At 40.1% G+C, this 22,623-nt stretch carries 34 protein-coding genes, 1 tRNA gene and 1 riboswitch; of the genes, 29 read left to right on the forward strand and 6 right to left on the reverse strand.

Annotated elements, in window-relative coordinates; translation table 11 throughout:
* The first annotated feature begins 2 nt into the window (after window positions 1-2).
* From ABFG93_RS19190 to ABFG93_RS19240, 11 genes are all read left to right on the forward strand, one after another.
* Window positions 3-980, forward strand: a complete 978-nt coding sequence (locus ABFG93_RS19190) for an ROK family glucokinase (protein ID WP_347549614.1) — start codon at window positions 3-5, stop codon at window positions 978-980.
* Between the two features lie 296 nt (window positions 981-1,276).
* The gene (locus ABFG93_RS19195) at window positions 1,277-3,151 is read left to right on the forward strand and encodes an LTA synthase family protein (RefSeq protein WP_347549615.1); all 1,875 of its coding nucleotides are present in this window, start codon (window positions 1,277-1,279) and stop codon (window positions 3,149-3,151) included.
* Between the two features lie 103 nt (window positions 3,152-3,254).
* On the forward strand, window positions 3,255-4,442 hold the full coding sequence (locus tag ABFG93_RS19200; protein WP_347549616.1) for a M14 family metallopeptidase: 1,188 nt from the start codon (window positions 3,255-3,257) through the stop codon (window positions 4,440-4,442).
* A gap of 51 nt (window positions 4,443-4,493) precedes the next feature.
* Window positions 4,494-4,611: riboswitch (TPP riboswitch) on the forward strand.
* A 148-nt stretch (window positions 4,612-4,759) separates the two neighbouring features.
* A complete protein-coding gene (thiE, locus tag ABFG93_RS19205) occupies window positions 4,760-5,392 on the forward strand; it encodes a thiamine phosphate synthase (RefSeq protein WP_347552896.1) in 633 nt (210 codons plus the stop codon).
* Window positions 5,389-5,586 (forward strand): sulfur carrier protein ThiS, encoded by a 198-nt coding sequence (gene thiS, locus ABFG93_RS19210; protein WP_347549617.1) that lies wholly within the window; start codon window positions 5,389-5,391, stop codon window positions 5,584-5,586. Before thiE ends, thiS begins: the two co-directional genes overlap by 4 nt.
* 4 nt (window positions 5,587-5,590) lie before the next feature.
* Window positions 5,591-6,349: a thiazole synthase gene (locus ABFG93_RS19215; RefSeq protein WP_347549618.1), complete on the forward strand. Its 759-nt coding sequence runs from the start codon at window positions 5,591-5,593 to the stop codon at window positions 6,347-6,349.
* Window positions 6,350-6,370: 21 nt separating this feature from the next.
* Complete coding sequence (gene thiO / locus ABFG93_RS19220) at window positions 6,371-7,453, forward strand: glycine oxidase ThiO (protein ID WP_347549619.1); 1,083 nt, start codon at window positions 6,371-6,373, stop codon at window positions 7,451-7,453.
* Window positions 7,454-7,478: 25 nt separating this feature from the next.
* Window positions 7,479-8,291, forward strand: coding sequence for a bifunctional hydroxymethylpyrimidine kinase/phosphomethylpyrimidine kinase (gene thiD, locus ABFG93_RS19225; protein WP_347549620.1), 813 nt, complete (start codon window positions 7,479-7,481; stop codon window positions 8,289-8,291).
* Window positions 8,292-8,428: 137 nt separating this feature from the next.
* A complete protein-coding gene (locus tag ABFG93_RS19230; RefSeq protein ID WP_347549621.1) occupies window positions 8,429-9,124 on the forward strand; it encodes an ABC transporter ATP-binding protein in 696 nt (231 codons plus the stop codon).
* Window positions 9,125-9,127: 3 nt separating this feature from the next.
* Entirely contained in the window at window positions 9,128-9,898 is a 771-nt protein-coding gene (locus ABFG93_RS19235) for an ABC transporter permease (protein ID WP_347549622.1), read from the forward strand.
* A gap of 2 nt (window positions 9,899-9,900) precedes the next feature.
* Window positions 9,901-10,206: an MTH1187 family thiamine-binding protein gene (locus tag ABFG93_RS19240; RefSeq protein WP_347549623.1), complete on the forward strand. Its 306-nt coding sequence runs from the start codon at window positions 9,901-9,903 to the stop codon at window positions 10,204-10,206.
* Between the two features lie 45 nt (window positions 10,207-10,251).
* Here the strand turns inward: ABFG93_RS19240 and ABFG93_RS19245 are convergent, their stop codons facing one another.
* Together ABFG93_RS19245 and ABFG93_RS19250 are read right to left on the reverse strand one after the other, a co-directional pair.
* Window positions 10,252-10,437 carry a DUF2759 domain-containing protein gene (locus tag ABFG93_RS19245; protein ID WP_347549624.1) on the reverse strand — a complete coding sequence of 62 codons (186 nt, stop codon included), beginning with the start codon at window positions 10,435-10,437 and terminating at the stop codon, window positions 10,252-10,254.
* A 145-nt stretch (window positions 10,438-10,582) separates the two neighbouring features.
* The gene (locus ABFG93_RS19250) at window positions 10,583-11,059 is read right to left on the reverse strand and encodes a hypothetical protein (protein WP_347549625.1); all 477 of its coding nucleotides are present in this window, start codon (window positions 11,057-11,059) and stop codon (window positions 10,583-10,585) included.
* Window positions 11,060-11,135: 76 nt separating this feature from the next.
* Here ABFG93_RS19250 and ABFG93_RS19255 point away from each other — a divergent pair, with 76 nt between their 5' ends.
* Complete coding sequence (locus tag ABFG93_RS19255; RefSeq protein WP_347549626.1) at window positions 11,136-11,777, forward strand: MBL fold metallo-hydrolase; 642 nt, start codon at window positions 11,136-11,138, stop codon at window positions 11,775-11,777.
* Window positions 11,778-12,860, forward strand: a complete 1,083-nt coding sequence (locus ABFG93_RS19260) for an SAM-dependent methyltransferase (protein WP_347549627.1) — start codon at window positions 11,778-11,780, stop codon at window positions 12,858-12,860. It abuts the gene before it with no gap.
* Window positions 12,861-12,903: 43 nt separating this feature from the next.
* On the opposite strand, the gene ABFG93_RS19265 is transcribed toward ABFG93_RS19260, so the two are convergent.
* Window positions 12,904-13,149, reverse strand: coding sequence for a DUF2626 domain-containing protein (locus tag ABFG93_RS19265; protein ID WP_347549628.1), 246 nt, complete (start codon window positions 13,147-13,149; stop codon window positions 12,904-12,906).
* A 248-nt stretch (window positions 13,150-13,397) separates the two neighbouring features.
* On the opposite strand from ABFG93_RS19265, the gene ABFG93_RS19270 reads away from it, so the two are divergent.
* A complete protein-coding gene (locus tag ABFG93_RS19270; protein ID WP_347549629.1) occupies window positions 13,398-13,781 on the forward strand; it encodes a Spx/MgsR family RNA polymerase-binding regulatory protein in 384 nt (127 codons plus the stop codon).
* Between the two features lie 7 nt (window positions 13,782-13,788).
* On the opposite strand, the gene ABFG93_RS19275 is transcribed toward ABFG93_RS19270, so the two are convergent.
* Window positions 13,789-13,863, reverse strand: a tRNA-Gln gene (locus tag ABFG93_RS19275).
* 305 nt (window positions 13,864-14,168) lie between these two features.
* Between ABFG93_RS19275 and ABFG93_RS19280 the strand changes: the two genes are divergently transcribed.
* The 15 genes from ABFG93_RS19280 to ABFG93_RS19345 all read left to right on the forward strand — a co-directional run bounded on the left by ABFG93_RS19280 (window position 14,169) and on the right by ABFG93_RS19345 (window position 20,025).
* On the forward strand, window positions 14,169-14,363 hold the full coding sequence (locus tag ABFG93_RS19280) for a hypothetical protein (RefSeq protein ID WP_347549630.1): 195 nt from the start codon (window positions 14,169-14,171) through the stop codon (window positions 14,361-14,363).
* On the forward strand, window positions 14,344-14,658 hold the full coding sequence (locus ABFG93_RS19285) for a YbjQ family protein (RefSeq protein WP_347549631.1): 315 nt from the start codon (window positions 14,344-14,346) through the stop codon (window positions 14,656-14,658). Before ABFG93_RS19280 ends, ABFG93_RS19285 begins: the two co-directional genes overlap by 20 nt.
* A gap of 20 nt (window positions 14,659-14,678) precedes the next feature.
* Entirely contained in the window at window positions 14,679-15,524 is an 846-nt protein-coding gene (locus tag ABFG93_RS19290) for an alpha/beta fold hydrolase (RefSeq protein ID WP_347549632.1), read from the forward strand.
* A 105-nt stretch (window positions 15,525-15,629) separates the two neighbouring features.
* On the forward strand, window positions 15,630-16,001 hold the full coding sequence (locus ABFG93_RS19295; RefSeq protein ID WP_347549633.1) for an ATPase, T2SS/T4P/T4SS family: 372 nt from the start codon (window positions 15,630-15,632) through the stop codon (window positions 15,999-16,001).
* Window positions 16,002-16,015: 14 nt separating this feature from the next.
* Window positions 16,016-16,411 (forward strand): ATPase, T2SS/T4P/T4SS family, encoded by a 396-nt coding sequence (locus tag ABFG93_RS19300; RefSeq protein WP_347549634.1) that lies wholly within the window; start codon window positions 16,016-16,018, stop codon window positions 16,409-16,411.
* A complete protein-coding gene (locus ABFG93_RS19305) occupies window positions 16,386-17,144 on the forward strand; it encodes a type II secretion system F family protein (protein ID WP_347549635.1) in 759 nt (252 codons plus the stop codon). Before ABFG93_RS19300 ends, ABFG93_RS19305 begins: the two co-directional genes overlap by 26 nt.
* The gene (locus ABFG93_RS19310) at window positions 17,144-17,413 is read left to right on the forward strand and encodes a type II secretion system F family protein (protein ID WP_347552897.1); all 270 of its coding nucleotides are present in this window, start codon (window positions 17,144-17,146) and stop codon (window positions 17,411-17,413) included. Before ABFG93_RS19305 ends, ABFG93_RS19310 begins: the two co-directional genes overlap by 1 nt.
* 15 nt (window positions 17,414-17,428) lie before the next feature.
* Window positions 17,429-17,764: a competence type IV pilus major pilin ComGC gene (gene comGC, locus ABFG93_RS19315; RefSeq protein WP_347549636.1), complete on the forward strand. Its 336-nt coding sequence runs from the start codon at window positions 17,429-17,431 to the stop codon at window positions 17,762-17,764.
* Window positions 17,742-18,128: a type II secretion system protein gene (locus ABFG93_RS19320; protein WP_347549637.1), complete on the forward strand. Its 387-nt coding sequence runs from the start codon at window positions 17,742-17,744 to the stop codon at window positions 18,126-18,128. The genes comGC and ABFG93_RS19320 overlap by 23 nt, the downstream gene beginning before the upstream one ends.
* A 22-nt stretch (window positions 18,129-18,150) precedes the next feature.
* Entirely contained in the window at window positions 18,151-18,504 is a 354-nt protein-coding gene (locus tag ABFG93_RS19325; RefSeq protein ID WP_347549638.1) for a type II secretion system protein, read from the forward strand.
* The gene (locus ABFG93_RS19330; protein WP_347549639.1) at window positions 18,494-18,691 is read left to right on the forward strand and encodes a type II secretion system protein; all 198 of its coding nucleotides are present in this window, start codon (window positions 18,494-18,496) and stop codon (window positions 18,689-18,691) included. Before ABFG93_RS19325 ends, ABFG93_RS19330 begins: the two co-directional genes overlap by 11 nt.
* A 2-nt stretch (window positions 18,692-18,693) precedes the next feature.
* Entirely contained in the window at window positions 18,694-18,918 is a 225-nt protein-coding gene (locus ABFG93_RS23180; RefSeq protein WP_431522022.1) for a competence type IV pilus minor pilin ComGF, read from the forward strand.
* Window positions 18,866-19,195: a hypothetical protein gene (locus tag ABFG93_RS19335; RefSeq protein ID WP_347549640.1), complete on the forward strand. Its 330-nt coding sequence runs from the start codon at window positions 18,866-18,868 to the stop codon at window positions 19,193-19,195. The genes ABFG93_RS23180 and ABFG93_RS19335 overlap by 53 nt, the downstream gene beginning before the upstream one ends.
* A 91-nt stretch (window positions 19,196-19,286) precedes the next feature.
* Complete coding sequence (locus tag ABFG93_RS19340; protein WP_347549641.1) at window positions 19,287-19,784, forward strand: shikimate kinase; 498 nt, start codon at window positions 19,287-19,289, stop codon at window positions 19,782-19,784.
* 58 nt (window positions 19,785-19,842) lie between these two features.
* Window positions 19,843-20,025, forward strand: a complete 183-nt coding sequence (locus ABFG93_RS19345) for a YqzE family protein (protein WP_347549642.1) — start codon at window positions 19,843-19,845, stop codon at window positions 20,023-20,025.
* Window positions 20,026-20,060: 35 nt separating this feature from the next.
* Here ABFG93_RS19345 and ABFG93_RS19350 read toward each other — a convergent pair whose 3' ends face one another.
* Together ABFG93_RS19350 and ABFG93_RS19355 are read right to left on the reverse strand one after the other, a co-directional pair.
* Window positions 20,061-20,855, reverse strand: coding sequence for a YqhG family protein (locus ABFG93_RS19350; RefSeq protein ID WP_347549643.1), 795 nt, complete (start codon window positions 20,853-20,855; stop codon window positions 20,061-20,063).
* Window positions 20,833-22,512 (reverse strand): DEAD/DEAH box helicase, encoded by a 1,680-nt coding sequence (locus ABFG93_RS19355; protein ID WP_347549644.1) that lies wholly within the window; start codon window positions 22,510-22,512, stop codon window positions 20,833-20,835. Before ABFG93_RS19355 ends, ABFG93_RS19350 begins: the two co-directional genes overlap by 23 nt.
* Window positions 22,513-22,623 lie beyond the last annotated feature (111 nt).

The following is a 22,623-nucleotide window of genomic DNA, read 5'->3' on the forward strand; positions in this document are numbered from 1 at the left end:
GGATGAAGATGAAAGAAGAGAAGTGGTTGATTGGTGTCGATTTAGGTGGAACAACTATTAAGCTTGCATTCCTAGATTATTACGGAGAGATTTTAAATAAATGGGAAATTCCAACGGATAAATCCGAAGAAGGTCGACATATTACGGTGCACATCGCAAGAGCGATTGACGATAAGATGGCGGAAATGGATATAACCAAAGATAAGTTTGCAGGTATTGGGATGGGAGCACCTGGTTTTATTGAAATGGAAACTGGTTTTATCTATCAGGCTGTGAATATAGGTTGGCTCAACTTCCCTCTTAAAGATAAATTGGAGATTGAAACAGGTCTTCCTGTTATTATTGATAACGACGCGAATATAGCAGCTCTTGGTGAGATGTGGCGAGGGGCTGGTGATGGTGCAAGAGACTTATTGTGTGTTACTCTTGGAACTGGTGTTGGTGGTGGGATTATTACCAACGGTACCATCATTCATGGCACAAATGGAATGGCTGGAGAAATCGGTCACATAACATCCATACCAGAGGGTGGAGCGCCTTGTAACTGTGGTAAATCAGGTTGTCTTGAAACAGTTGCCTCTGCAACGGGTATTGTCCGTATCGCACTTAACAGTATTGAATCTCATAAAGATAGTTTACTATATGCTAGATATAAAGAGCATAACGAGTTAACTGCCCGTGATATTTTTGAAACAGCACAATCGAAGGATAAGTATGCTGTAGAAGTTGTGCAAAATGTGACATTCCATCTCGGGCTGGCTGTTGGAAATCTTGCTAATTCAATTAACCCATCAAAAATTGTCATTGGCGGGGGCGTTTCAAAAGCGGGAGAAGCCCTTCTGACTCCTCTTAAAGAGCAGTTTGAGAAATTTGCACTACCTAGAGTTAAAGAAGGGGCAGACTTTGCAATTGCTACACTTGGAAACGATGCAGGAGTAATTGGTGGAGCATGGCTTGTGAAAACGAAATTGATGAAATAGTCCTAGTTGAATGCGTTTAACCTTGTCATATAAGGGTAAAAGTGAGGTCAGCAGAGCCTGATCTCTTCTTTTTTTTGTGGAAAATGACGCTGAATGAAACTTTTCCCCATTCTCAATCGTTATTAGTAACGGACGCGGAAAAGAGAATAGGCATCTAATCAAAAAGTAAATTATAAAATAAGGACTAAAGTTAGTTGAAAAAATTTCTAAAACATACTATGATAGCGTTTATGTATGGTCGGAGAAACGAATGGTAGCTTTTCCTTATATCAACTAAGGAGGTACTAAGAAAAATTATGAAAAAGCTACAAAACAAGTATTCATTCTTTTTACTCGTAGCATTTTTGCTATGGCTCAAAACTTATCTTGTCTATGAATTTGCATTTAACATTGAACCTGAAAATAAAATGGAAGGATTTATTCTCTTCCTTAATCCAGTAAGTTCCGTCCTGCTGTTCCTTGGTTTTGCCTTATTCGCTTCACCAAAGTATCGCAACAGGGTTCTACTTATAATTAATTTTATCGGTTCGTTCATTCTTTTTGCTAACGTTGTCTATTACCGAGAATTTACAGACTTTATCACCATTCCATTGTTATTCCAAACGAATAACATGGGGGAACTAGGCAACAGTATTCAAGAACTTATCAGTGGCTACGACTTCCTATTATTCATGGATATTGTTATTCTTGCTATTTATTTAATCGTTCGCAAAACGAAAGCATATGAAGTGAAAAAGAAGGAAATTGCCATTGTTTTTGCTAGTGCAATTGCACTCTTCGCCATTAACGTAGGACTTGCTGAAACTGAGCGTCCTCAGCTACTGACGAGAACGTTTGACCGTGAAATGTTAATTAAATACATCGGCACATACAATTATCACGTTTATGATGCTGTTCTTCAGTCGAAAGCAAAAGCTCAGCGAGCATTTGCTGACGGAAGTGAAATTGTCGATATTGAGAACTACGTAAAGGCCAATCACGTTGAGCCTGATCCGGAAATGTTCGGTAAAGCAGAAGGGAAGAATATTATTCTTGTTTCACTAGAATCAACTCAAAATTTTGTTATTAATGAGGAAGTTGATGGACAAGAAATTACACCTTTTCTAAATGATTTGATTGATGAGAGCTACTATTTCCCTAACTTTTATCACCAGACTGCTCAGGGAAAAACATCTGATTCAGAGTTTATTCTTGAGAATTCCCTTTACGGACTTCCGAGTGGAGCAGTATTTTTTACACACTCAGGTAATGAATACAATGCTTCTCCTGAAATATTAAGCGAAAATGGTTATTATAATGCTGTTTTTCATGCAAATAACAAAAGTTTCTGGAACCGCGATGTTATGTATGATGCTCTAGAATATGATAAATTTTATGACATCAATGATTTTACAGTAACACCTGATAATTCTATTGGTTGGGGTCTAAAAGACGAGTATTTCTTCGATCAGTCAATTAAATATCTTAAAACGCTTCCCGAGCCTTACTATGCAAAGTATATTACACTGACAAACCATTTCCCGTTTACGTTGGAAGCTGAAGATGAATATATTCCCGAGTGGACATCTGATGATGGAACCGTCAATCGCTTTTTCACGACTGTAAGATATCAGGATGAAGCGATCAAGAAATTTTTTGATCGCATGAAAGAAGAAGGGCTTTATGAGGACTCTATCTTTGTGATGTACGGTGATCATTATGGAATTTCAGAGAATCACAATAAAGCAATGGGCGAGTTTCTTGGAAAAGAAATTACGCCATTTGAATCCACACAATTACAAGAAGTACCTTTGATTATTCACATTCCGGGACAGGAAGGGAAAGTAATGGAACAGATTGGCGGACAGATTGACCTTAAACCAACAATTATGCACCTTCTTGGAATTGAAACAAAGGACATGATTAAATTCGGTAATGACTTGTTTGCCAAAGAGCAAGACAACTTTACGATTCTTCGTGATGGTAGCTTTATAACAGAAGATTATGTGTATACAAGCAACGTTTGTTATGATAAAGAAACAGGTGAGGAAACGGATAAAGCTTCCTGTGAGCCATACATGGAAAAAGCAAAAACTGACCTTGCCTACTCAGACAAGATTGTCTATGGTGATTTATTACGCTTTTTAGGAAAGCATGATGAGCAACAGGGAAATACAAAAGAAGATGAATAGGAATAAGCTGAAGAAACCATGCTCTGCATGGTTTCTTTTTTTATGCATAGGTTCATGGTGATTGTTCATATCTTAGTATGAAAAAGGATGTGGGGGGGATAAGATGAGAGTCAGAGTGAAAAGCGGAAACACTCTTTGGAAATACAGTCGTGTTTTTCAAGTGCCACTCAAGCTTATTTTAGATAGTAATAATCTCGAGAATCCAGATCAGCTTGTCATTGGTGATGTCATTTTAATTCCTGGATATGTTACAAAACGGTATACCATTAAAAAAGGGGACACGCTCTGGAAAATAGCGGGTTGGTATGGAGCTCCGCTTGATGGCGTGCTCCTTATCAATGATACCAACCCTTTTGCGCTCGTCCCTGGGGAAAAAGTTGATATCCCAATTCGAGTGACATGGTCGCTTATTAACCCGAATCAAAACTATGATTACAATGTAATGGTAACCGACATTCGTAAACTTTTAGCAGTTTATCCATTTATTAAACGAGCGGTGATTGGTGAATCAGTTATGGGAAAGCCACTACCGGAGCTAGTAATTGGTAAAGGGGAAAAAAAGGTGCACATGAATGGCTCTTTTCATGCAAATGAATGGCTTACCTCGACGCTCATAATGAAATTTATAGATGATTATGCACGAGAATTAACCAATACACAGATGTTAAGTGGGGTAGTTGTCCCGCCTCTGTATGAATCCACTTCATTGTCAGTCGTTCCGATGGTTAATCCTGATGGGGTGGATCTTGTTATAAACGGTTTACCTGAAGAAGAACCGTTTCGAACGATTGCCGACAACATAAACAACGGAAGCGATCAATTTAATCGGTGGAAAGCGAACATCAGAGGTGTAGATTTAAACAATCAGTATCCGGCTAAGTGGGAAGTAGAAGCAGAGCGTAAACCCAAAAAACCCTCTCCAAGAAATTATCCTGGAACAGAACCGCTAACTGAGCCGGAAGCCATTGCTATTGCTGATCTTACAAGAAGAAAAAATTTTAACCGCGCGCTAGCTTTTCACTCGCAGGGAGAAGTGATTTTTTGGGGTTACGAAGGACTTGAACCGCCTGAGTCAGAAATTCTTGTAAATGAATTTTCAAGGCTTAGCGGTTATAGAGGAATTCGGTACGTTGATAGTTTTGCAGGTTACAAAGATTGGTTTATTAAAGAATTTAGACAGCCAGGATTTACAGTGGAAATAGGTAAAGGAGAAAACCCACTTCCAATTTCGCAGTTCAGTAAAATTTATCAAGATACAATTGGGATCTTTCTCTCTTCTTTATACATGTAGTTTGCTTGTTTTTTTCCGTTCTTTTTGTAATAATAAACTTAACTTCATAATGTTTGTGACTAGGGGTGCCCGCATAATAGGGGGGCTGAGAAAAAGAAACTACTATTTCTTTTACCCTTTTGAACCTGATCTGGTTGATACCAGCGTAGGGAAGTCGGTAGCGGTGTTTATACTGCCCTCATTCCTAACGCGGAATGAGGGCATTTTTACGTGCAGAGAATCTTTTATTCTAAGATGTGTTTATTTTAGAAGGGGACGAGGGTCTCATATTCCAGTGTTGGTCATAAAACATTTTAGATAAATAGAGGAGGTTAATGATGAAGGATTTCCAATTATACGTGATTACAGGAGAAGAGTTTCATCCAGCACGCGATCTAAGTGAAGTAATGGAAGAAGCCATATGTGGTGGTGCAGAAATTATTCAGTTACGTGACAAAACTAGTTCTAAAAAGGTTGTTCTTGAGAAAGCGCAGAAGCTAAGAGAGTTAACGCGAGAATACAACATCCCCTTCATTGTGAATGACCATATTGACGTAGCACTTGCGGTTGACGCAGATGGTATTCATCTCGGGCAGGATGATTTGCCTTTAGAAGTCGCAAGAACAATTGTTGGACCAAATAAAATAATTGGTATTTCTACTCATCGAATTGAGGAAGCTCGTGAAGCGGAAAAGGGCGGGGCAGATTATATAGGCGCTGGCCCTATTTTCCCTACAAATAGCAAGAGTGATGTTGTAGATCCAGTAACAACAGCTTATATAAAAGAAGTAGCATCGGAAATTACGATTCCTTTTGTAGCTATTGGAGGAATTAAACTTCATAATGTCGCTGAGGTAGTGAAAGCAGGAGCAAACCGGATATGTGTGATCAGTGAAGTTGTTGGTAGTGAAGATGTAAAGGGAACATGTGAGATGTTCAACCAATCAATTGAGGAGGCGTCCAATCAATGACATTATTTATTAATGGTGAGCCTTATGAACTTAATGTGACAAATTTGCAGGAGGTTATTGCTCATTTTGAATTACAGGAGGGCCTCGTAGTAACTGAAGTGGAAGGTAACATTGTTGATCGATCACAGTGGCTTGAAACGAAAGTAAGTGATGGGATGAAAATTGAGTTAGTTCATTTCGTAGGAGGGGGATGAGTTTATGAACGATAAGTTAACCATTGCAGGAAAGCAGTTGTCATCGCGTCTTTTTCTCGGGACAGGCAGATATCCAAATCCATATGTTCAAAATCAAGCCATTGAGGTTTCAGGAGCCGATGTTCTCACCTTTGCGATTCGGAGAGTAAATTTACAAAACCCTGACGAAGATGCGATCCTTCAGCATATGGAAGGTAAAACATTTCATTATTTACCGAACACCTCAGGTGCTACAACTGCAGAGGAAGCCATACGGATTGCTCGCCTTGCACGCGCCTCAGGGCTAAGTGATTGGATCAAAATCGAGGTTAGTAGAGATGAAAAAATACTTCTGCCAGACCCTATTGAAACGCTGAAGGCGACTGAGGTTCTGGCCAGTGAAGGGTTTATCGTACTTCCTTACACATCGGACGATCCGGCTCTTTGTTACCGACTACAGGAAGCTGGTGCATCAGCTGTCATGCCTGGAGGTTCTCCAATTGGTACTGGTCTCGGAATATTGAATCCTTACAATATTGAAATCATTACAGAACAGCTTTCTGTACCTGTCATTGTGGATGCAGGGTTGGGGGAGGCTGCTGATGTTACAAAAGCAATGGAGCTTGGTGCAGATGGTGTGCTTCTAAATACAGCCATTGCAAAAGCCAGAAATCCCGTCAAAATGGCTGAAGCAGTTAAACTGGCTATTCATGCGGGGAGATTATCCTACTTAGCTGGTAGAATTCCAAAGAAAAAATATGCGACTGCTAGTAGCCCCATATAGTACGTGGAAGGAGGGAACTTCTTGGCGAAAATTTCGATTGTAGGTGGAGGGGTAATCGGCCTTTCCATTGCTTATGAGTGCGCTATAAGAGGGCACGACATAACCGTGATAGAAGCTTTTGAATGTGGGGGACAGGCTTCTGGAGCTGCTGCAGGAATGCTGGCCCCATACTCCGAAATTGAGGAAGATCCTGATGATTTTTTTAGACTCTGTCAAAAAAGTCTCCAATTGTATCCTGAATGGCAGAAGGCGATTAAACAGGTGTCTAAAATGGATTTTGAATATAACGAGAGTGGAAGCCTTTATTGTATTTATCATGAAGCTGACCGTTTGTCACTGGAAACAAAACAAAGCTGGCAAAAAGACTTCGGAGTTGAATCCTACATTCTTTCAGGTGATGAAGTCAGGGAAAAAGAGCCAGAACTTTCAAAAGAGATTGTAGCTGCATTATGGTGTCCGGAGGAGTCTCATATCTATGCCCCTGATTATGTAAAAGCGTTATTGCAAGCCTGCAGAAATCTTGGTGTCAGGGTAATCGAGCGTGCTGGTGAAGCAAATCTTGTTAATCGTACAGTTGTAACTGATCAACATCAGATTGAAGCGGATATAAACGTTATTTGTACTGGTGCTTGGTCCATGAAGTGGGAAGAAAAACTTGGTTTCTCACTTCCTGTTTATCCGATAAGGGGTCAAATTTGCGCTTATGATGGGCCGAAACTGAACCATATCATTTTCACCAGTCAGGGATATCTAGTTGGAAAAGGCAACGGATCACTTGTAGCTGGTGCTTCAGAAGATATTGCTGGGTTTGATACAAATGTAACGGCGCATGGGGTTGGACGCCTGGAAAAATGGAGTAAAAAAGTAATCCCTGGACTTATCGGAAAAGCACCGTTTCATAGATGGGCGGGTTTGCGACCAGCCACACAGGATGGTTTTCCTCTTATTGGAAGAATCGCAAAGAATCCAGAGGTTATTTTAGCTACAGGACATTATCGTAACGGAATTCTTCTTAGTCCGATTACAGCAAAAATTGTTGCAGATGAAATCGAAGGAGAACCGCAAATGGTCTCTATTGATCGATTTAGACCAAATCGTTTTTAGGGTTAATAGAGAGGAGAAGATACGAATGAAAAAAGTGCTTACGATCGCAGGATCTGATAGTGGCGGAGGTGCTGGAATCCAGGCCGATTTAAAAACGTTTCAGGAGAGAGACGTATATGGCATGAGTGCAATTACAGCATTAACTGCTCAAAATACGCTTGGAGTTCATGAGGTTTTCCCTCAGTCAGTGGAGGCAGTCCGCTCCCAACTTGATGCTGTCCTATCAGACATCAGAGCCGATGCAGTCAAAACAGGAATGCTTTTCTCAAGTGACATTATCGAAATTGTAGCTGGAAAAATAAGGGAATATCAGCTTTCAAACCTTGTGATAGATCCTGTCATGATTGCTAAAGGAGGCGCATCATTACTACAAAAGGATGCGGTTCTTGCTATGAAAGAAAAATTACTTCCGCTTGGTGCTGTGATAACACCAAATGTCCCTGAAGCCTCAGCAATGCTAAATAACATGAAGATTGCTTCGATTGAAGAAATGGAAATTGCTGCAAAAGAACTTGCTCAATGTGGGTCAAAAGCCGTGTTGATTAAAGGTGGCCATATGGAGGGGGCTAATTCTATCGACGTGCTGTATGTGAACGAGCAATTTTATCACTATCAATCTAAGCGAATCGAAACCAAACATACACATGGCACGGGATGCACGTTTTCAGCGTGTATTGCAGCAGAATTAGCAAAAGATAAAAGCATACCTGAAGCTGTTTCAAGAGCTAAAGCATTTATTACGTCTGCAATTACACATTCCTTACCAATAGGTAAAGGAATAGGTCCTACAAATCATGCCGCATATCGTTTAAACGAGTTTAATTCAGAAAACGAGTAACTCTGCTAAATGCAGGGTTATTTTTTTCTTTTCAAAAGGTGATTTAAAATCAAGTGAGTGTTATCTTCGAGATAGTGTATAGAATTGGGGTATGATATAAACGATAATCATAAGCCATTTTCAGGAAAGGTTACGTTATGAAACCAATAATTGAAGTGAAAAAAGTGAAAAGTGAACGTGTGACAGGTGTGAACTTTGCTTTGAAGGAGGGAACACTAACCACCATTATCGGTCCTTCGGGTTCCGGAAAGAGTAGTCTGTTAATGTTATTAAACAGACTGGAGGATCCAGACCAGGGAGACATTTATGTAAAAGGGAAGAAGATTGACGATTATCCGATTGATGAATTAAGACGCAGCATTGGAATGGTGTTTCAGCAAGCGCATCTATTTGACGGTACCGTAAAAGACAATTTAAAATTTGGTCCTGATCTGAAAAAGTACTGGGATGAGGAACAGGGAATAGCACTCTTGAAAAAAGTTCAGCTCCATGAAGAATTTCTAATGAAAGACGTCGAGCATCTCTCAGGAGGGGAACAACAGCGAGTCGCTTTTGCTCGAACACTTGCAAATGATCCAGATGTGCTTCTGTTAGATGAAGTAACAAGCGCTCTTGATATGAGGACAGTTGAGTGGATGGAAGAACTATTACATACGCTCGTTTATGAAGAAGGGAAGACAATTCTTATGATTACACACGATTTAAAGCAGGCAGAACGATTGGGACAATACACGCTGTTTATGTATGAAGGGCGTCTCGAAGAGCGGGGAGAAACAGAAGAGTTATTTCATCACCCGAAATCAAAAGCTCTAACGCATTTTCTTGAGGGCTAGCACATGACGGGGATTTCGAATCTCTCGCTATTAACAATGATCCTTTTTGTGATGATTCCGGTATCACTTTCCTACCTTTTTTCCCTTGGAATCGGTAAATCAGCGATCTGGTCTTCCTTCCGAGGCGTTATTCAGCTCTTTTTTATAGGGTATATATTAACATTTTTGTTTTCAATGCCAGACTGGCAGGGAATAGGTTTGTGGATAGCTATCATGCTGGTGATTGCTGCCAAACAGGCGGGGAAAAGAGGAAAAGGGATTCCACACGCATTTATGTTATCATTGGGTTCATTGATACTGATTGAAGTGTTTGTGTTATCATTATGGATCCTATTTGATATTATACCGTTCCAATCAGAACAGGTGATTCCTATGAGTGGAATGATTATCGGGAATAGTATGGTAGCATCTGGACTCGCCTTTGAGCGAATGAAAAATGAATTTCATGATAGCAGGGGGAAGATCCTTGCTGCACTGTCACTGGGGGCTAATCCGGCTCAAGCATCGCAAATGATTATTAGAAAAACGATTCGAGCTGCCATGATTCCAAATGTGGATGGATTAAAAACAATTGGTCTTGTACAGCTGCCGGGAATGATGACAGGTTTAATACTTGGAGGAGCTTCCCCAATTGAAGCGATCCGGTATCAGATTGTTATTTCCATTAGTATTTTTTCATCGGTTTCGATTTGTGCAATGATTATTTCGCTTGTTACGTATCGATTCTTCTATAATCAAAATATGCAGCTTATTTCTAATGAAGGAGGTAATTAATCATGGCTATAGTAGATGTCACTGTGATTCCGATAGGAACAGAAACACCAAGTGTGAGTAGGTATGTTGCAAATGTACAGGAGGTCTTAGAAACGTTTACCGATCGGGTTACGTATCGCCTGACCCCTATGAGTACGCTAATTGAAGGAGAACTGTCTGATCTTCTTGAGGTGGTACAGGCCATTCATGAAGCGCCATTTCAAGCTGGAATTGAACGGGTAGCAACGAATATCCGTATTGATGATAGACGTGATAAAAAAGGAAAAATGGACGACAAGCTTGAATCAGTCGAGAGACACCTGAAGTAGTATAAAAAAGGAAGCCAGTAAAAAAACAGCCATATTGGCTGTTTTTTAGTGGCCTCCGCCGCCCCCGGATCCGAAAAGAATGTCGATCACTGTAGCTACAGTAAAAGCGCCAAAGACAAGCACCGTTAATCCTGCAAAGGCAAGACCCATAAAGTTTTTTTCACGTAAAGAGCGGAAAATGCCCCATACACAAAATAATGTAACGATTGCAAAAATAATTGATAACCCCATTTGGAATACCTCCCTATCCATGCACTTTTTATCAGTATACCCGGAAACGAGCAAGTTACGGCATGGTTAACTCTAAATTTTTCTGCATGGTATGTACAATAAGTCCTTTCTTATTTTAACCGTTTTCTTTTCATTTGTCGAGGCGTTATTCCGGCAAAAATGTAAGTTCAAGCTGGTATGCCCGTGCAATTCCTTCCATTAGTTCGGTGTGCATATGGTCAATGTAAAAAACGTCGTCGTCCTTCGCGATCACGTGTTCATCCATTTGCAGTTGTGCCATTTCAATCTGTTCCTCCACACCTGTTGATATGATGAAGTAAGAAACCAAATTTTCATATAGAAAATAGTTAGTATTCTGGGAAACAAAACCATAATCATAAAAAGATGCATAGGGATTTGCGTTCGGAGAAAGGGGGAGAAGAGAATAGAATTCTTCAAACACACCTTTAGATAGGTAGTAATCTTGAAGTGTCAAAGCTTCTTCTTTATTAGAGATGATGACCAGTCTTTTATCTCGATCCATGACTGTAGCAAGCTCAGCTGTTTTCTTGATGATTTGCGCAATAAAACCCGGCAGCTTTCCAATCGGTGGCTTCATTTCAACGCCATAAACCGTTTCCATAGCAATCGTCTCCTTTTGAACAATCTTTTGTATAGTGTAGAATAAGAAACATAATCTTTCAATGGAGGCGAATGAGATGGAATGGAAACAGATGGCGGTTGGACCTGTTCAGGCTAATGCAGGATTGATTTGGAATGAGAAGAAAGAAGCCCTCTTAATTGATCCGGGTGCAGAAGGAGGAAGGATTAAGAGGAAAATAGAAAAGTTAGAATTAAAGCCGGTAGCGATTTTATTAACCCATGCACACTTTGACCATATTGGTGCAGTTGATCTTATTCGTGAAGCCTACAATATCCCGGTTTATCTCCATAAATTTGAAGAAAAGTGGCTTTCAGATGCTTCATTAAATGGCTCGAAATTGTTTCCTATAGTAGAAAATATTGAAGGAAAACCAGCAGATTATTTAATTGAAAATGAATGCGACATGACGGTTGGATCATTTATGTTTAGTGTATTTGAGACTCCGGGACATTCACCTGGTAGCGTATCGTTTTACTTTAAGGAAGCTGGCATTGTTTTCTCGGGAGATGCACTATTTGCAGGGAGCATTGGAAGAACGGACCTTCCTGGTGGTAATCACAAGCAGCTGATTGAAAGTATACATAATCGTCTTCTCGTCTTACCAGAGCAAACAATTGTAGCATCGGGACACGGTCCTGTCACCACAATTGAGGATGAGATGGCTGGAAATCCTTTTCTTAATGGATTTTCTCTCTAAATGATGCAACTCCTGAGTAGGATTAAAGACGAAATTGAGCAGAGTCTCGACGAAGCTATCACTTATGAAAGGTTTATGTCACTTGCGTTATATGACAAAGACTATGGATACTACAATGTAGAAAAGCAAAAAACAGGGAGAGAAGGAGATTTCTATACTTCGTCAAGCGTGCATGGCGTATTTGCCAGGGTGATCGCAGGGGCACTTATAGAAGCCATTCAAGAAAATCAGATAATGCCTGTCATTGTGGATGTGGGTTCTGGGGATGGAAGATTTATTCAATCCTTCCTTGATGAAGTAAAGGAAATTAATCATTCACTTTACAAGAAGATTCAGTATTATGTAGTGGAATCAAGCCCCTTTCATCAAAAGTTAATAAAGAAACTGACAGTATCACATCCTGTGACTCTTTATGGAAATATAAGGGATCTTAAAGAAAGGTTGCCCCGTTTAAATGGTATTCTTATTTCTAATGAATTGCTTGATGCCTTCCCGGTTCGTGTCGTAGAAAAGTATGATGGTGAGCTTTTAGAAGTTTGCGTAGGACTGGATAATCAAGGAACGCTTATAGATATGTACAAACCCTGTACAAGTAAAAGAATCGTGAGTTGGATCGAGGACTATGGAAGTTCGATTGAAGAGGGTCAGCGGATGGAAATACCATTGATGATGACAGAGTGGTTAAAGGATGTAGGGACCTGGATTTCAAATGGCAGGGTATATACAATTGATTATGGTTATACAAATGAAGAGTGGAAACATCCAGCGCGAAGAAACGGGAGTTTACGCGGTTACAGTAACCATCAGATAATCGGTGATCCCCTGTTAACTCCAGGCAAAATAGATTTAACGACACATATTCACATCGATGCGGTTAAGAAAATCGGAGAACAGCGCGGTCTTACCTGGCTTTCATGTGAATACCAGGGCGCCTTTCTATTAAAACACGGTCTGTTGAACTTTATTCAAGAAACGAGTCCTGAAGATCCATTTTCACCTACTCAGCGGCAGAACCGAGCCATAAGGTGGCTCTCACAATCAAATCAGTTTCGAGTAATCGTGCAAGAAAAAAGAGAGAATTAAAAAAGACGATGCTGCAGTAGCGTCGTCTTTTTTATACATTCTTTTAATGTCCGCCTGATCCAGGTGACATCATGAACACTGACCAGTAGGAAAAACCGACCATAAATAATGTTAAGTATACTCCAAAAATATACAAATAAGTACGCTCTGTGAAGTTCAAGTAACTTAACGCTAAAAACATGCCGGTCTGGCCAAGGAATAGCAATCCAAGTACAGGCATATCACCGACAAAGCCCATAAGCGAGAAAATGCCAGTCCAGAAAGCAATTACTCGGTACATTCTAGGCATAATGAGTTCCTCCCTTGCTCGTTCATTCCCATACATATCGTATTATATATGAGTTGTTGTTAAAAAGTAAATGCTAGTCTCATGGCAAAATTGTGACTTGCTTTTTACTACCTTGAAAAGGGTTCCAATTTATTATCCCAAATCGTTCACAAAAATACAAATCTTTTTCTTGTACAACGTTTGTTTAATCGTTGTATAATATGGTGAAGATAGTCATTAACGGAAAACGAAACGGGGAGGACTCAAAAATGGAAGATACTTTGAAGTATTATACGTATCCGAGTTGCACGTCATGCAGGAAAACAAAAGCCTGGTTGAAAGAAAATGGTGTCGATTTTGAAGAACGTCATTTATTTAAAGACACACCGTCGATTGATGAATTGAAAGAGGTCATCACCCTATCCACGGAAGGTATTGAAGAAATTCTAGCGAAAAGAAGCAGTTCATTTAAACAACTCAATATCGACATTGAGAACTTAACAATGACAGAAATGCTTGAGCTGATGCACAATGAACCGAAGTTATTAAGAAGACCAATTGTTACTAATGGTAAGAAGTTAATTGTAGGTTACAATAAATCCGGTTTGCAGAACTTGAAACAACGCAAAAAGAAGCTAGCTGTTGTTTCTTGATAAATGGTGGCTGGGCTAGCTGGATTCGAACCAGCGCATGACGGAATCAAAATCCGTTGCCTTACCGCTTGGCTATAGCCCAATAGGTCTTATAAGACATAGTATAATCAAGGATGACATTCTTATACACTATTCTAAAAGCAGGTTTGCAAAAACCTGTTTTTGATTTGTGAATAATTTGTAAATGGTGAGATTTTAATGTAATGTCCTAAGCCATTAATGAATAAGATAACAGCATAATCCATGTCACAGCGATATGCGGAAAATTTTCCGCGTGTCGCTTTTTTAATAAATAGTAGAAATGTTTAACAGAAAATTCAAGGTTTTCGTTTGTGAATATTGAATTATATAAATAGTATTGAAAGAAGAATGTGGGTGACCGTTCTGGTGAAAACACTGCTTCTCTTTTTCTCAGCTGTATTTCAAGTTTTAATTGTTGTGATGTTGTTTGTCAATCGTTCATGGGTACCGCTACTTGCAATAGGTTATCTGGGGATGTTAACTCTATTAATTATTGCCTTACTAAAAGACAAACGAAACGTTGAAAAGGAGGAGAAAGAGGATGATTATCGTAACTACTGATGGTGTTGCGAATAAAGAAATAAAGGAAGTAATCGGTTATGTTCGAGGGAGCACCGTTCAATCGAAACACGTGGGAAAAGATATTCTTGCAAGTCTTAGAACGATTGTTGGGGGTGAAATAACGGAGTATACCGAAATGATGACGGAAGCAAGGCAACGTGCAATTGCCAGAATGGTGAAGGATGCCGAAGGAAAGGGTGCAAATGCGATTGTAGCATTCAGGCTTCAGTCGTCAGCAGTTATGGCAAGTGCTTCTGAGATTATTGCGTATGGCACTGCCGTAGTCCTTGACTAAAGCTAAAGGGAGAGTTGTCATTGAAGTGGGATGTGCAATTGATTCAGACTAACAGGGGAACATTTGAAGTTTTCACTAGAGGAAACGGACCACCACTTTGCGTCACACACCTGTATTCAGAGTTTAACGAAAGCGGGGATTACTTTGGAGAAGCTTTTACAGATCATTATACCGTTTATTTAGTTAATTTGAAGGAAACAGGGCGTTCTGATGCAGTGAAGGCCCCGTATGAATTATTGATGGTAGAGACCGTATTTGATCTAGAAAGTATTCGTGAAGCGCTTGGAATTGACCGGTGGGTTTTTGCAGGTCATTCTACTGGTGGAATGCTAGGTTGTGTGTATGGTATTCATGCCTCACTGTCGCTTAACGCGCTGATTCTTGTTGGGGCTGCAGCACGGGAATATGCAACGTCCTCATCCTTTTGTATTTATCACAAAGACCACCCTCAATATGAAAGGATGCAGCAATACATCGAGGCTTTAAAAGATTCTAAACTGGATAATGAAGAGAGGAAAATGATTTCAAGCGAACGAACAAAGCTATCACTTTATCGACCTGAACGCTATCATCATTATTTTTCAAAATCGATACATAAAAAGATGGCAACAGAGCGCATGAACTTTTTTGCAAGAGAAATCCTCCAATTTGATGTGACAAAGCAGCTCCAGAAGGTGACTGCGCCAGCACTTATCATGTGTGGGAAACATGATGAGCAATGCCCGCTTCCATTTTCTGAAGAAATGGCTGAACGAATCCCTCATGCTTCCCTCGTCGTGTTTAATTACAGTAATCACTATCCATTTCTTGAAGAAGAATCTGCTTTTAACGACTCGGTGAACCGTTTTATGGAGACCCTTGCTTGAGAAAAACTTTTTCATGAAGAAGGAATTACCTGTTACCTGGCGAATCCTTCTTCTTACGGTTCGAAAACCGTGTCTACTCCACATTTTAGAAAGGAAGGTGTGTACTTGCTTAGTATTGAAGAAAAAGGTAAAGATATTATTAAACAAGCGATCGAGGTAGGAGCATCTGATGTTCATTTTCATCCAAAAGAAAAGGGTACTCTAATCCAGTTTCGGGTTGACCATCGCCTTTATGATGCCATGTGGATTCCGATGACCATTAGTGAAAAGCTGCTATCCCACTTTAAGTTCTTGAGCGGAATGGACATTGGTGAAAAGCGTCGTCCGCAAAATGGCGCGATGGATATGGTGCTCTATCCGCGCAGGCTTCATCTTCGTCTCTCCACCATCCCCACTTCTTACAACGAAAGTCTTGTCGTTCGAATCCTTCCCCAAGATGAAACCCACACCTACGAGATGAACAAACAGCTGAATTAGCAATAAGAGCAAGTATGACAGGACATCTTGTCGTTTCAACTCTGCATACCGGTAGTACCCTCGAATGCATTCCAAGACTACTTGAATTCGGCATTCCTCTTCATAACATTGCACAGACACTAAGAGGTGTAGCGACTCAAAGGTTGGTTCCCCTTAAATGTCCATATTGTGAAGTTTGCTCGCTTGAATGTTTAAAACGGAGAACGCGAAGAAAACTAGCAGTCGTTGAAATCCTCGCAGGACTCCATCTTCAGAAAGCCCTCAGTGAACCAGAACTGCTCTCAATCCCCGGTCAGTCCACCATGAAAGATTTAATTCTAAGGGCATATGCGCTCGGCTATATTCAAAAAGGAACGGTAGAAAAGGAATTGGGGTTATGGAACCGTGAAACGATCCAAATGGAAGCTTGACCGAAAAGCTGATTTTCTATGTAGAATAGGAAAAATGCTCGAAGAAGGGTATTCACTCAGTAAAGGATTGGAAGTATATGCTCTATACCAGAATGATCATACACGCAAAAAGATTGAAATAATTATTCAACGTCTTAAAGGTGGTGATTCATTTCACGATGTACTGGCTGAATTTCAATTCCCTGCTGACATTCTTTCATACTTATACATGTCCGAGCAGCGAGATTTTGCCACTGGTATATCCTCATCCGGTCAATTAATGAAAACCAGAAGTGAATGGCAAAAAAGACTACGAAGCACGCTTGCGTATCCGATTTTACTGTTCTGGATGACAGCCCTTATGCTATTTGTTGTTGGGAAGTATTTATTACCTCAGTTTAACACTCTATATGATTCCCTCGAAGTTCCACTTCCGCTCATTTCAAAACTGTTTATGGAACTGGTTCGTCTTACCCCTGCGATCGCAGTAGTCATTCTAATATTGTGTATCTCCTTTTATCTCCTATCGTTGATGAAAAATAAACGAACTTCAGCAGTCCACAAAATGATTTTCTACAGTAAGGTTCCATTTGTGAACCTCTTTATCCCTCTGTATCTTACTCACCATACATCCTTGCATCTCGGTTTGCTTTTACAAAGTGGTTTATCTATATCAGAGGCTTTCGAATTGCTTAAAAGGCAGTCTCATTTCGTTTTTTTCAAGAAGAGGCGGAGCGCGTTTCTCTTTCATTGATGAAGGGGGAGAGGCTCGAAATGTTGTTTGAAAATCGTCGAATTTATGTGCCAGAGTTTAAGGAAATCTTGATGCACGGTCAGGCTAGTGGAAACCTTGGTCATGAACTTATTTTATATGGGGAGGTGGTGGGGGAAAGATTTGAAGAATTAGTAAAGAAAGGATTTGTGATCCTTCAGCCTGTTAGTTTTGTTGGGGTGGGATTAGTTGTCATGGTGATGTTTATGTCGATTCTTATGCCGATGTTTTATTATCTACAATCCATTTAGGAAGGAAATGAAAAAATGAGAAAATTAATGTGCTGGATCAAACAGGAAAAGGGTTTTACACTTATTGAAATGATGATTGCAATTATGATCATTTCGGTGCTTTTACTTATTGCAGTGCCGAGCTTGACGAAGAATAACGACGTCGTGGAAGCAAAGAGCTGTGAAGCGACCGTTAAAGTTGCTCAAACCCAGGTGGCAGCTTTTAAAGCAGATACAGGTGCACTGCCTACTACTATCGATGAATTAGTAAGTGGAGGGTATTTAGATACGGATGAAGCGAAGTGCCCCGGGGGAGAAACGTTAACAATTTCTGAAGGAAAAGTAACTGTTGGCACTACAACTACACCGTAAATATGGTACTTCCTCTGGCTATACACTTATTGAAATGATGATTGTCCTCACGATCCTCTCCATTCTTCTTGCTTTAATCTTCATTCAGATCACTCCAACACAGTCATCCTCATCGACAAGACAGTTCCTCGAAATGATTCAAGCAGATATTCGATATACGCAAGAGCTCGCGTATACAGATGGAAAAGCCCATCGTTTTTCCATCTCATCTGAAGCGCATACGTATAGCATTCTAAGTAATTCATCAACCGTGGTAAAGACGGTTCAGATTCCAGAACAAATTTCCATCAATGGGAACATTAGGGTATCAAATTGTTTATGGTGGGAATGGAAATGTTCAAAAAGCAGGAACACTTTATATTAAGGATGTGAGAAGGCATATAAGCTTGTTGTACAAATCGGAAGCGGTCGTTTCTATATTCAAAAGCTGTAGGGGCTACACTCTGTTAGATGCGTTAACAGCCCTCTCAATCCTTACAGTACTTTCACTCAGTATCCTTCCTCTTTATACGCATCTTTATGAAGAACGTTCAGCGATAAGTGAGCGGAGAGAGGCGGTCATGCTGCTTGATCAATACTGGCTAGAGTTTGTTTTAGAAGGTCTGTCACCGCCTTCAGAATTCTCTCGTAAAGAAGTGAGCTACCTGTTCCAAATGTCCACTGATCAATTATGTATTTCGTTCGAAGACGTTAGAAAACGGAGAACATCTATTTGTCGGAGTCTTCCAGATGAAGGATGAGAGCGGTATTACACTGTTGGAATTAATACTGACAATTACTATTTTCATGGCAATTGCTACCGTTCTCCCACTTTTAATGAATGCTGCAGTTAAAAGTACTGGTGATGATCTTCAAAATGAAGAAGCACAGCTGTTTTTTCATTTGATTCGAAAGAGGTCAGGGAAGCTTCGAAGGTATCGACTGTAGGTGTGAGTCTTGAAATAGTTAAGTCGGATGGATCGATTGTACTTTATGAACGTTATGGTACGTCGATCAGACGGAGAGTGAATGGGACAGGGCATGAAATTGTGCTACAGAATGTAAAGGAGATGGAGTGTGAGAGTTTAGGAAGAAAAGTCATAATTGAGGTGGAGCTTATTAATGGCAAAAAAGAAAAGCGCCTCGAATACCAGATGGCACAATTATCACAATGAAAAGGGATATATTACAGCTACAATGATGCTTATCAGTACGCTCGTTATAGGTTTTGTACTGCACCTGTGTACGATAACAGAGAATGAGCGGAATTTTCTCGATCGTGAAGAGGAGGAACTTAGAAAGGAATCCTTGATAGTCCTCGGTATGAAAGATACAATTTCGTATATACAGTATCAAGCCATACCTCTTCAGAATAGAACGTTTTCCTATCAGGAAGGCACAATAGAAGCGGTCATATCGAGAACGTCAGAACATGAATTAATCGTGAATTAACTGGTTTCCCACAAGAAAAGACCAGGGTAAGGGCAACATTTCGCTACAATGATCAAGAGAAACAAGTCGTAAAATGGGGAGAAGAAACAGGATGAAAGCCATCTACTTAACAGGATTTATGGGGTCCGGTAAGACAACGATTGCAGAGGAATTATCACGTGTATTGTCTGTACCAGCGATTGATACGGACGAACATCTCGTTACGTGTACTGGAAAGACGATTCCTACCATTTTTGAAGAAGAAGGAGAAACGGCATTTAGACAGTATGAATCTGAATCTCTTCATGACCTTCCAACACAGGGAGTCATTATTAGTACAGGCGGTGGCATTGTGTTAAAAGAAGCTAATCGTACTTATATGAAGCAAAATGGAACGGTAATTTATTTGCACTGCGATCCAGACGAAATTATTAACCGTCTTGAAGGTGATACTTCAAGACCATTGCTCGCAGGGAAGAACAAACGAGAAAAAGTGGAAGCCATTTTTTCAGAGCGACTTCCATTGTATCGTGAAGCGCATTATGAAATTGATACGACCAATCAATCCGTGATTGAAATTGTAAAACAAATTCAAAGGGCCATTGGTTAAATAGCTGGGAGTTCGGGCATCCTGAATGTAGAACATCAAAAACAAAAGGGTGAAACGGATGTCATCAAATGATCTAGTTAAATTCATGACACAGCAAGTTGTATCATATATTGATCAACCAAAGGAAGACCGACAGCATCAGCGCGCTGAGCGCAAAGCGGCAAAACAACCATTTCTATTTCGGTGGTTTGGGATTATACCAATGGCCATCTCCATGTTTTTCACCAAAAGAAAACGGTAAAGCAGACTCGGACAACCCTGTCCGAGTCTTTTTCTTTAAACTCTTTGTTCTATACCAGGCGTTAGATAGAAGATTCCTCCATTGATGATATCGAGAGTAATCACGGGTTCATATTGATTACGAAGTGCCTCTTTCTCAACCATATAGCTTGGGGCATCTCTGTTTCCTTCATAAAAATGGTCGAGCAGTAATTGATCAGCTGCCCACCGCTTTTTCGCTTCTTCCGCCCAGCTGTGATCTTCTCTTGAAATAAGCATGTTAACGACTTCTTCTAGACGTGATAATCCACTGGCTGGTTTAATAATAGGGCTAATCGTAAACGTATAGTCAGGAATTTTTGGGGTTAACGGTTTTGAGAGTAACAACTCATGAAAATCATCTACCACCGCACCGCTAACAAGGTGAAGACCGAGCGAGACCAATCGGTGTTTTTTTCGATCACATTGGTAAGATACTTTTATATTCAAGCCGAGCCATGGGTGAAGGGGGAGGTGTCGGTGGTGATTGGTCTGGACATCCTCATATAAGCGAATGGACGAAGCCAACTTTTTTGTTGAAGAAAAGATCTGATGAAGCCTTGGTGCACCAAAATGAATGAATTCTCCTTTTTCTTCATTTGCATCTTGATTTGTAATAAGTGAGAGTGTCATTGGCCTCGGAGTTCCGCCAGTCTTTTCAAGATAATGCCAATAAAATGGTCGATTCATTAATTCTTTATCAAGATCGACGGTAAGTTGTACAGCGAGAACACCAGGCTTTTCATTAATGATGCTGCAGTTATTTGCTATAAAATATGAGCGGAGGTAATTATGAATATTTTCTTGTCTCATTGGACTCCTCCTGTTGATTTTTCTGGTAGTTAATCAGTTCTTTAATGTTTTCCATTTTAATACGAATTTCACCCTCGCTCTCGGAGTGAAGTAAAATATCAGATATATGATGCTCAATGTCGCGCATACCAAGTCGAGTTAATATTTCATCTAACTGGCCGATGACGCTTTCAAATAGCTGTATTTTTTCGTAGAGCAACGTTAGGATATGTTCTTCAACGGTATGCTTGGTTGCGAAATTATAAATATGGACGTCACCTTCTTGACCCAGACGGTGGATCCGTCCGATTCGCTGCTCGATGCGCATTGGATTCCATGGAAGATCATAATTGATCACATGCTGGCAGAACTGAAGGTTTATTCCTTCACCACCGGCTTCTGTCGCAATTAACACTTTCGCATGATTTTTAAACAATTCTTTCATCCAGTCTTTCTTACTGCGCTTAAATCCACCCCTAAACGGTACGGATGTAATTCCATGCTCTTTAAGAAACCATTGCAAGTAAAGTTGAGTGGCGCGATATTCAGTAAAGATAATGACTTTCCCTTCGATTGACTGGATGAGTTCAAGTGCTTTCACGGCCTTCGAATTTGTTGGTACCCCTTCAATTTTTTTGATTAGATCAAGCATAATGGTTTTAGCAGACTCATTGGCCGGCTCTTTTTCTATCATTTTTTTCAACGTCATGTAAGCTGCTTCACGACTGGAACAAATTTCACGGAGTAGGGTAATAATTGAAAACTGACTACGAGTGGCTACTGGCTGTTTTTTTAATGCTTCTACTGACCTGTATAACGCTTCTTCCTCAGGGCTTAAAGTAATCGGTATAGTTTCGACAATACGTTCAGGCCAATCCATTCCTGTATCTTCCCGGCGGTTTCTTACCATGACTTTTTGGATGAGTTTTTTTAGTCTTTCTTCATCTTCCACACTTTTTTCTTTTCCTTTATACTCTTTTTCAAATTGTTCAAAGCTCCCTAAATGACCTGGTTTAAGTAATGATACGAGGTTAAATACTTCTTCCAATCGATTCTGAACGGGTGTTGCGGTTAATAGTAAGCAAAATTTTCTTGGAAGGTGCTGAACAAACTCATAGTTTTTGGTTCGACTGTTTTTTAATCGGTGTGCTTCATCAATGATAACCATGTCGTACTGCTGTTCATATACAATAGAGCGGTGAGGTTCACGCTTCGCCGTATCGATTGATGAAACCACCACATCACATTGATCCCATACATAGCTTTTCCTTTGCACAACAGCAGGGATATAGAATTTCTGATTCAATTCAATGGCCCATTGCGAAACAAGGGACGCTGGTACAAGAATCAAAACTTTTTTAACTAATCCTCTAATCATATACTCTTTAATGATAAGGCCGGCTTCAATCGTCTTCCCAAGACCCACTTCGTCCGCGAGGATAGCTTTACCATTCATTTCCTCGACGACACGGCGAGCCGTGTCGAGCTGATACGGATGTGGTGTTAAGTGTGGAAGGTGGGCAGGTGCAAGCAACCCGGTGAATGAAGGAATGGTCGTGTGCTTTTCTGCTTCAATCGCTAGCTTAAAAAGTTCCCAGTTTGCCCATGGACCATCCTCTTCAATTTGTTTCAGGAAATGATTTGTCCAATCTCTGTCGAAATGTAGTTCTGTCTTCAAAATGAAAACCCTTTCTCAAAAGAGGTATTTACGAATGAAAAAACAATAATATATAATAATGTTCGTTTTTAAACTAGTAGTGGAAATACTTTCATTATTAAAAAGATTGTT

The sequence above is a fragment of the Pseudalkalibacillus hwajinpoensis genome, from assembly GCF_039851965.1.
Classification (GTDB): domain Bacteria; phylum Bacillota; class Bacilli; order Bacillales; family Guptibacillaceae; genus Guptibacillus; species Guptibacillus hwajinpoensis_E.

What these genes read in the sequence shown, in the direction of transcription:
- ABFG93_RS19190 (WP_347549614.1), top strand. Translation starts at nt 3, where the DNA reads ATGAAGATGAAAGAAGAGAAGTGGTTGATTGGTGTCGATTTAGGTGGA.
- ABFG93_RS19195 (WP_347549615.1), top strand. Translation starts at nt 1,277, where the DNA reads ATGAAAAAGCTACAAAACAAGTATTCATTCTTTTTACTCGTAGCATTT.
- ABFG93_RS19200 (WP_347549616.1), top strand. Translation starts at nt 3,255, where the DNA reads ATGAGAGTCAGAGTGAAAAGCGGAAACACTCTTTGGAAATACAGTCGT.
- thiE (WP_347552896.1), top strand. Translation starts at nt 4,760, where the DNA reads ATGAAGGATTTCCAATTATACGTGATTACAGGAGAAGAGTTTCATCCA.
- thiS (WP_347549617.1), top strand. Translation starts at nt 5,389, where the DNA reads ATGACATTATTTATTAATGGTGAGCCTTATGAACTTAATGTGACAAAT.
- ABFG93_RS19215 (WP_347549618.1), top strand. Translation starts at nt 5,591, where the DNA reads ATGAACGATAAGTTAACCATTGCAGGAAAGCAGTTGTCATCGCGTCTT.
- thiD (WP_347549620.1), top strand. Translation starts at nt 7,479, where the DNA reads ATGAAAAAAGTGCTTACGATCGCAGGATCTGATAGTGGCGGAGGTGCT.
- ABFG93_RS19230 (WP_347549621.1), top strand. Translation starts at nt 8,429, where the DNA reads ATGAAACCAATAATTGAAGTGAAAAAAGTGAAAAGTGAACGTGTGACA.
- ABFG93_RS19235 (WP_347549622.1), top strand. Translation starts at nt 9,128, where the DNA reads ATGACGGGGATTTCGAATCTCTCGCTATTAACAATGATCCTTTTTGTG.
- ABFG93_RS19240 (WP_347549623.1), top strand. Translation starts at nt 9,901, where the DNA reads ATGGCTATAGTAGATGTCACTGTGATTCCGATAGGAACAGAAACACCA.
- ABFG93_RS19245 (WP_347549624.1), bottom strand. Translation starts at nt 10,437, where the DNA reads ATGGGGTTATCAATTATTTTTGCAATCGTTACATTATTTTGTGTATGG.
- ABFG93_RS19250 (WP_347549625.1), bottom strand. Translation starts at nt 11,059, where the DNA reads ATGGAAACGGTTTATGGCGTTGAAATGAAGCCACCGATTGGAAAGCTG.
- ABFG93_RS19255 (WP_347549626.1), top strand. Translation starts at nt 11,136, where the DNA reads ATGGAATGGAAACAGATGGCGGTTGGACCTGTTCAGGCTAATGCAGGA.
- ABFG93_RS19260 (WP_347549627.1), top strand. Translation starts at nt 11,778, where the DNA reads ATGATGCAACTCCTGAGTAGGATTAAAGACGAAATTGAGCAGAGTCTC.
- ABFG93_RS19265 (WP_347549628.1), bottom strand. Translation starts at nt 13,149, where the DNA reads ATGCCTAGAATGTACCGAGTAATTGCTTTCTGGACTGGCATTTTCTCG.
- ABFG93_RS19270 (WP_347549629.1), top strand. Translation starts at nt 13,398, where the DNA reads ATGGAAGATACTTTGAAGTATTATACGTATCCGAGTTGCACGTCATGC.
- ABFG93_RS19285 (WP_347549631.1), top strand. Translation starts at nt 14,344, where the DNA reads ATGATTATCGTAACTACTGATGGTGTTGCGAATAAAGAAATAAAGGAA.
- ABFG93_RS19300 (WP_347549634.1), top strand. Translation starts at nt 16,016, where the DNA reads ATGACAGGACATCTTGTCGTTTCAACTCTGCATACCGGTAGTACCCTC.
- ABFG93_RS19310 (WP_347552897.1), top strand. Translation starts at nt 17,144, where the DNA reads ATGAAGGGGGAGAGGCTCGAAATGTTGTTTGAAAATCGTCGAATTTAT.
- comGC (WP_347549636.1), top strand. Translation starts at nt 17,429, where the DNA reads ATGAGAAAATTAATGTGCTGGATCAAACAGGAAAAGGGTTTTACACTT.
- ABFG93_RS19330 (WP_347549639.1), top strand. Translation starts at nt 18,494, where the DNA reads ATGAAGGATGAGAGCGGTATTACACTGTTGGAATTAATACTGACAATT.
- ABFG93_RS19335 (WP_347549640.1), top strand. Translation starts at nt 18,866, where the DNA reads ATGGCAAAAAAGAAAAGCGCCTCGAATACCAGATGGCACAATTATCAC.
- ABFG93_RS19340 (WP_347549641.1), top strand. Translation starts at nt 19,287, where the DNA reads ATGAAAGCCATCTACTTAACAGGATTTATGGGGTCCGGTAAGACAACG.
- ABFG93_RS19345 (WP_347549642.1), top strand. Translation starts at nt 19,843, where the DNA reads ATGTCATCAAATGATCTAGTTAAATTCATGACACAGCAAGTTGTATCA.
- ABFG93_RS19350 (WP_347549643.1), bottom strand. Translation starts at nt 20,855, where the DNA reads ATGAGACAAGAAAATATTCATAATTACCTCCGCTCATATTTTATAGCA.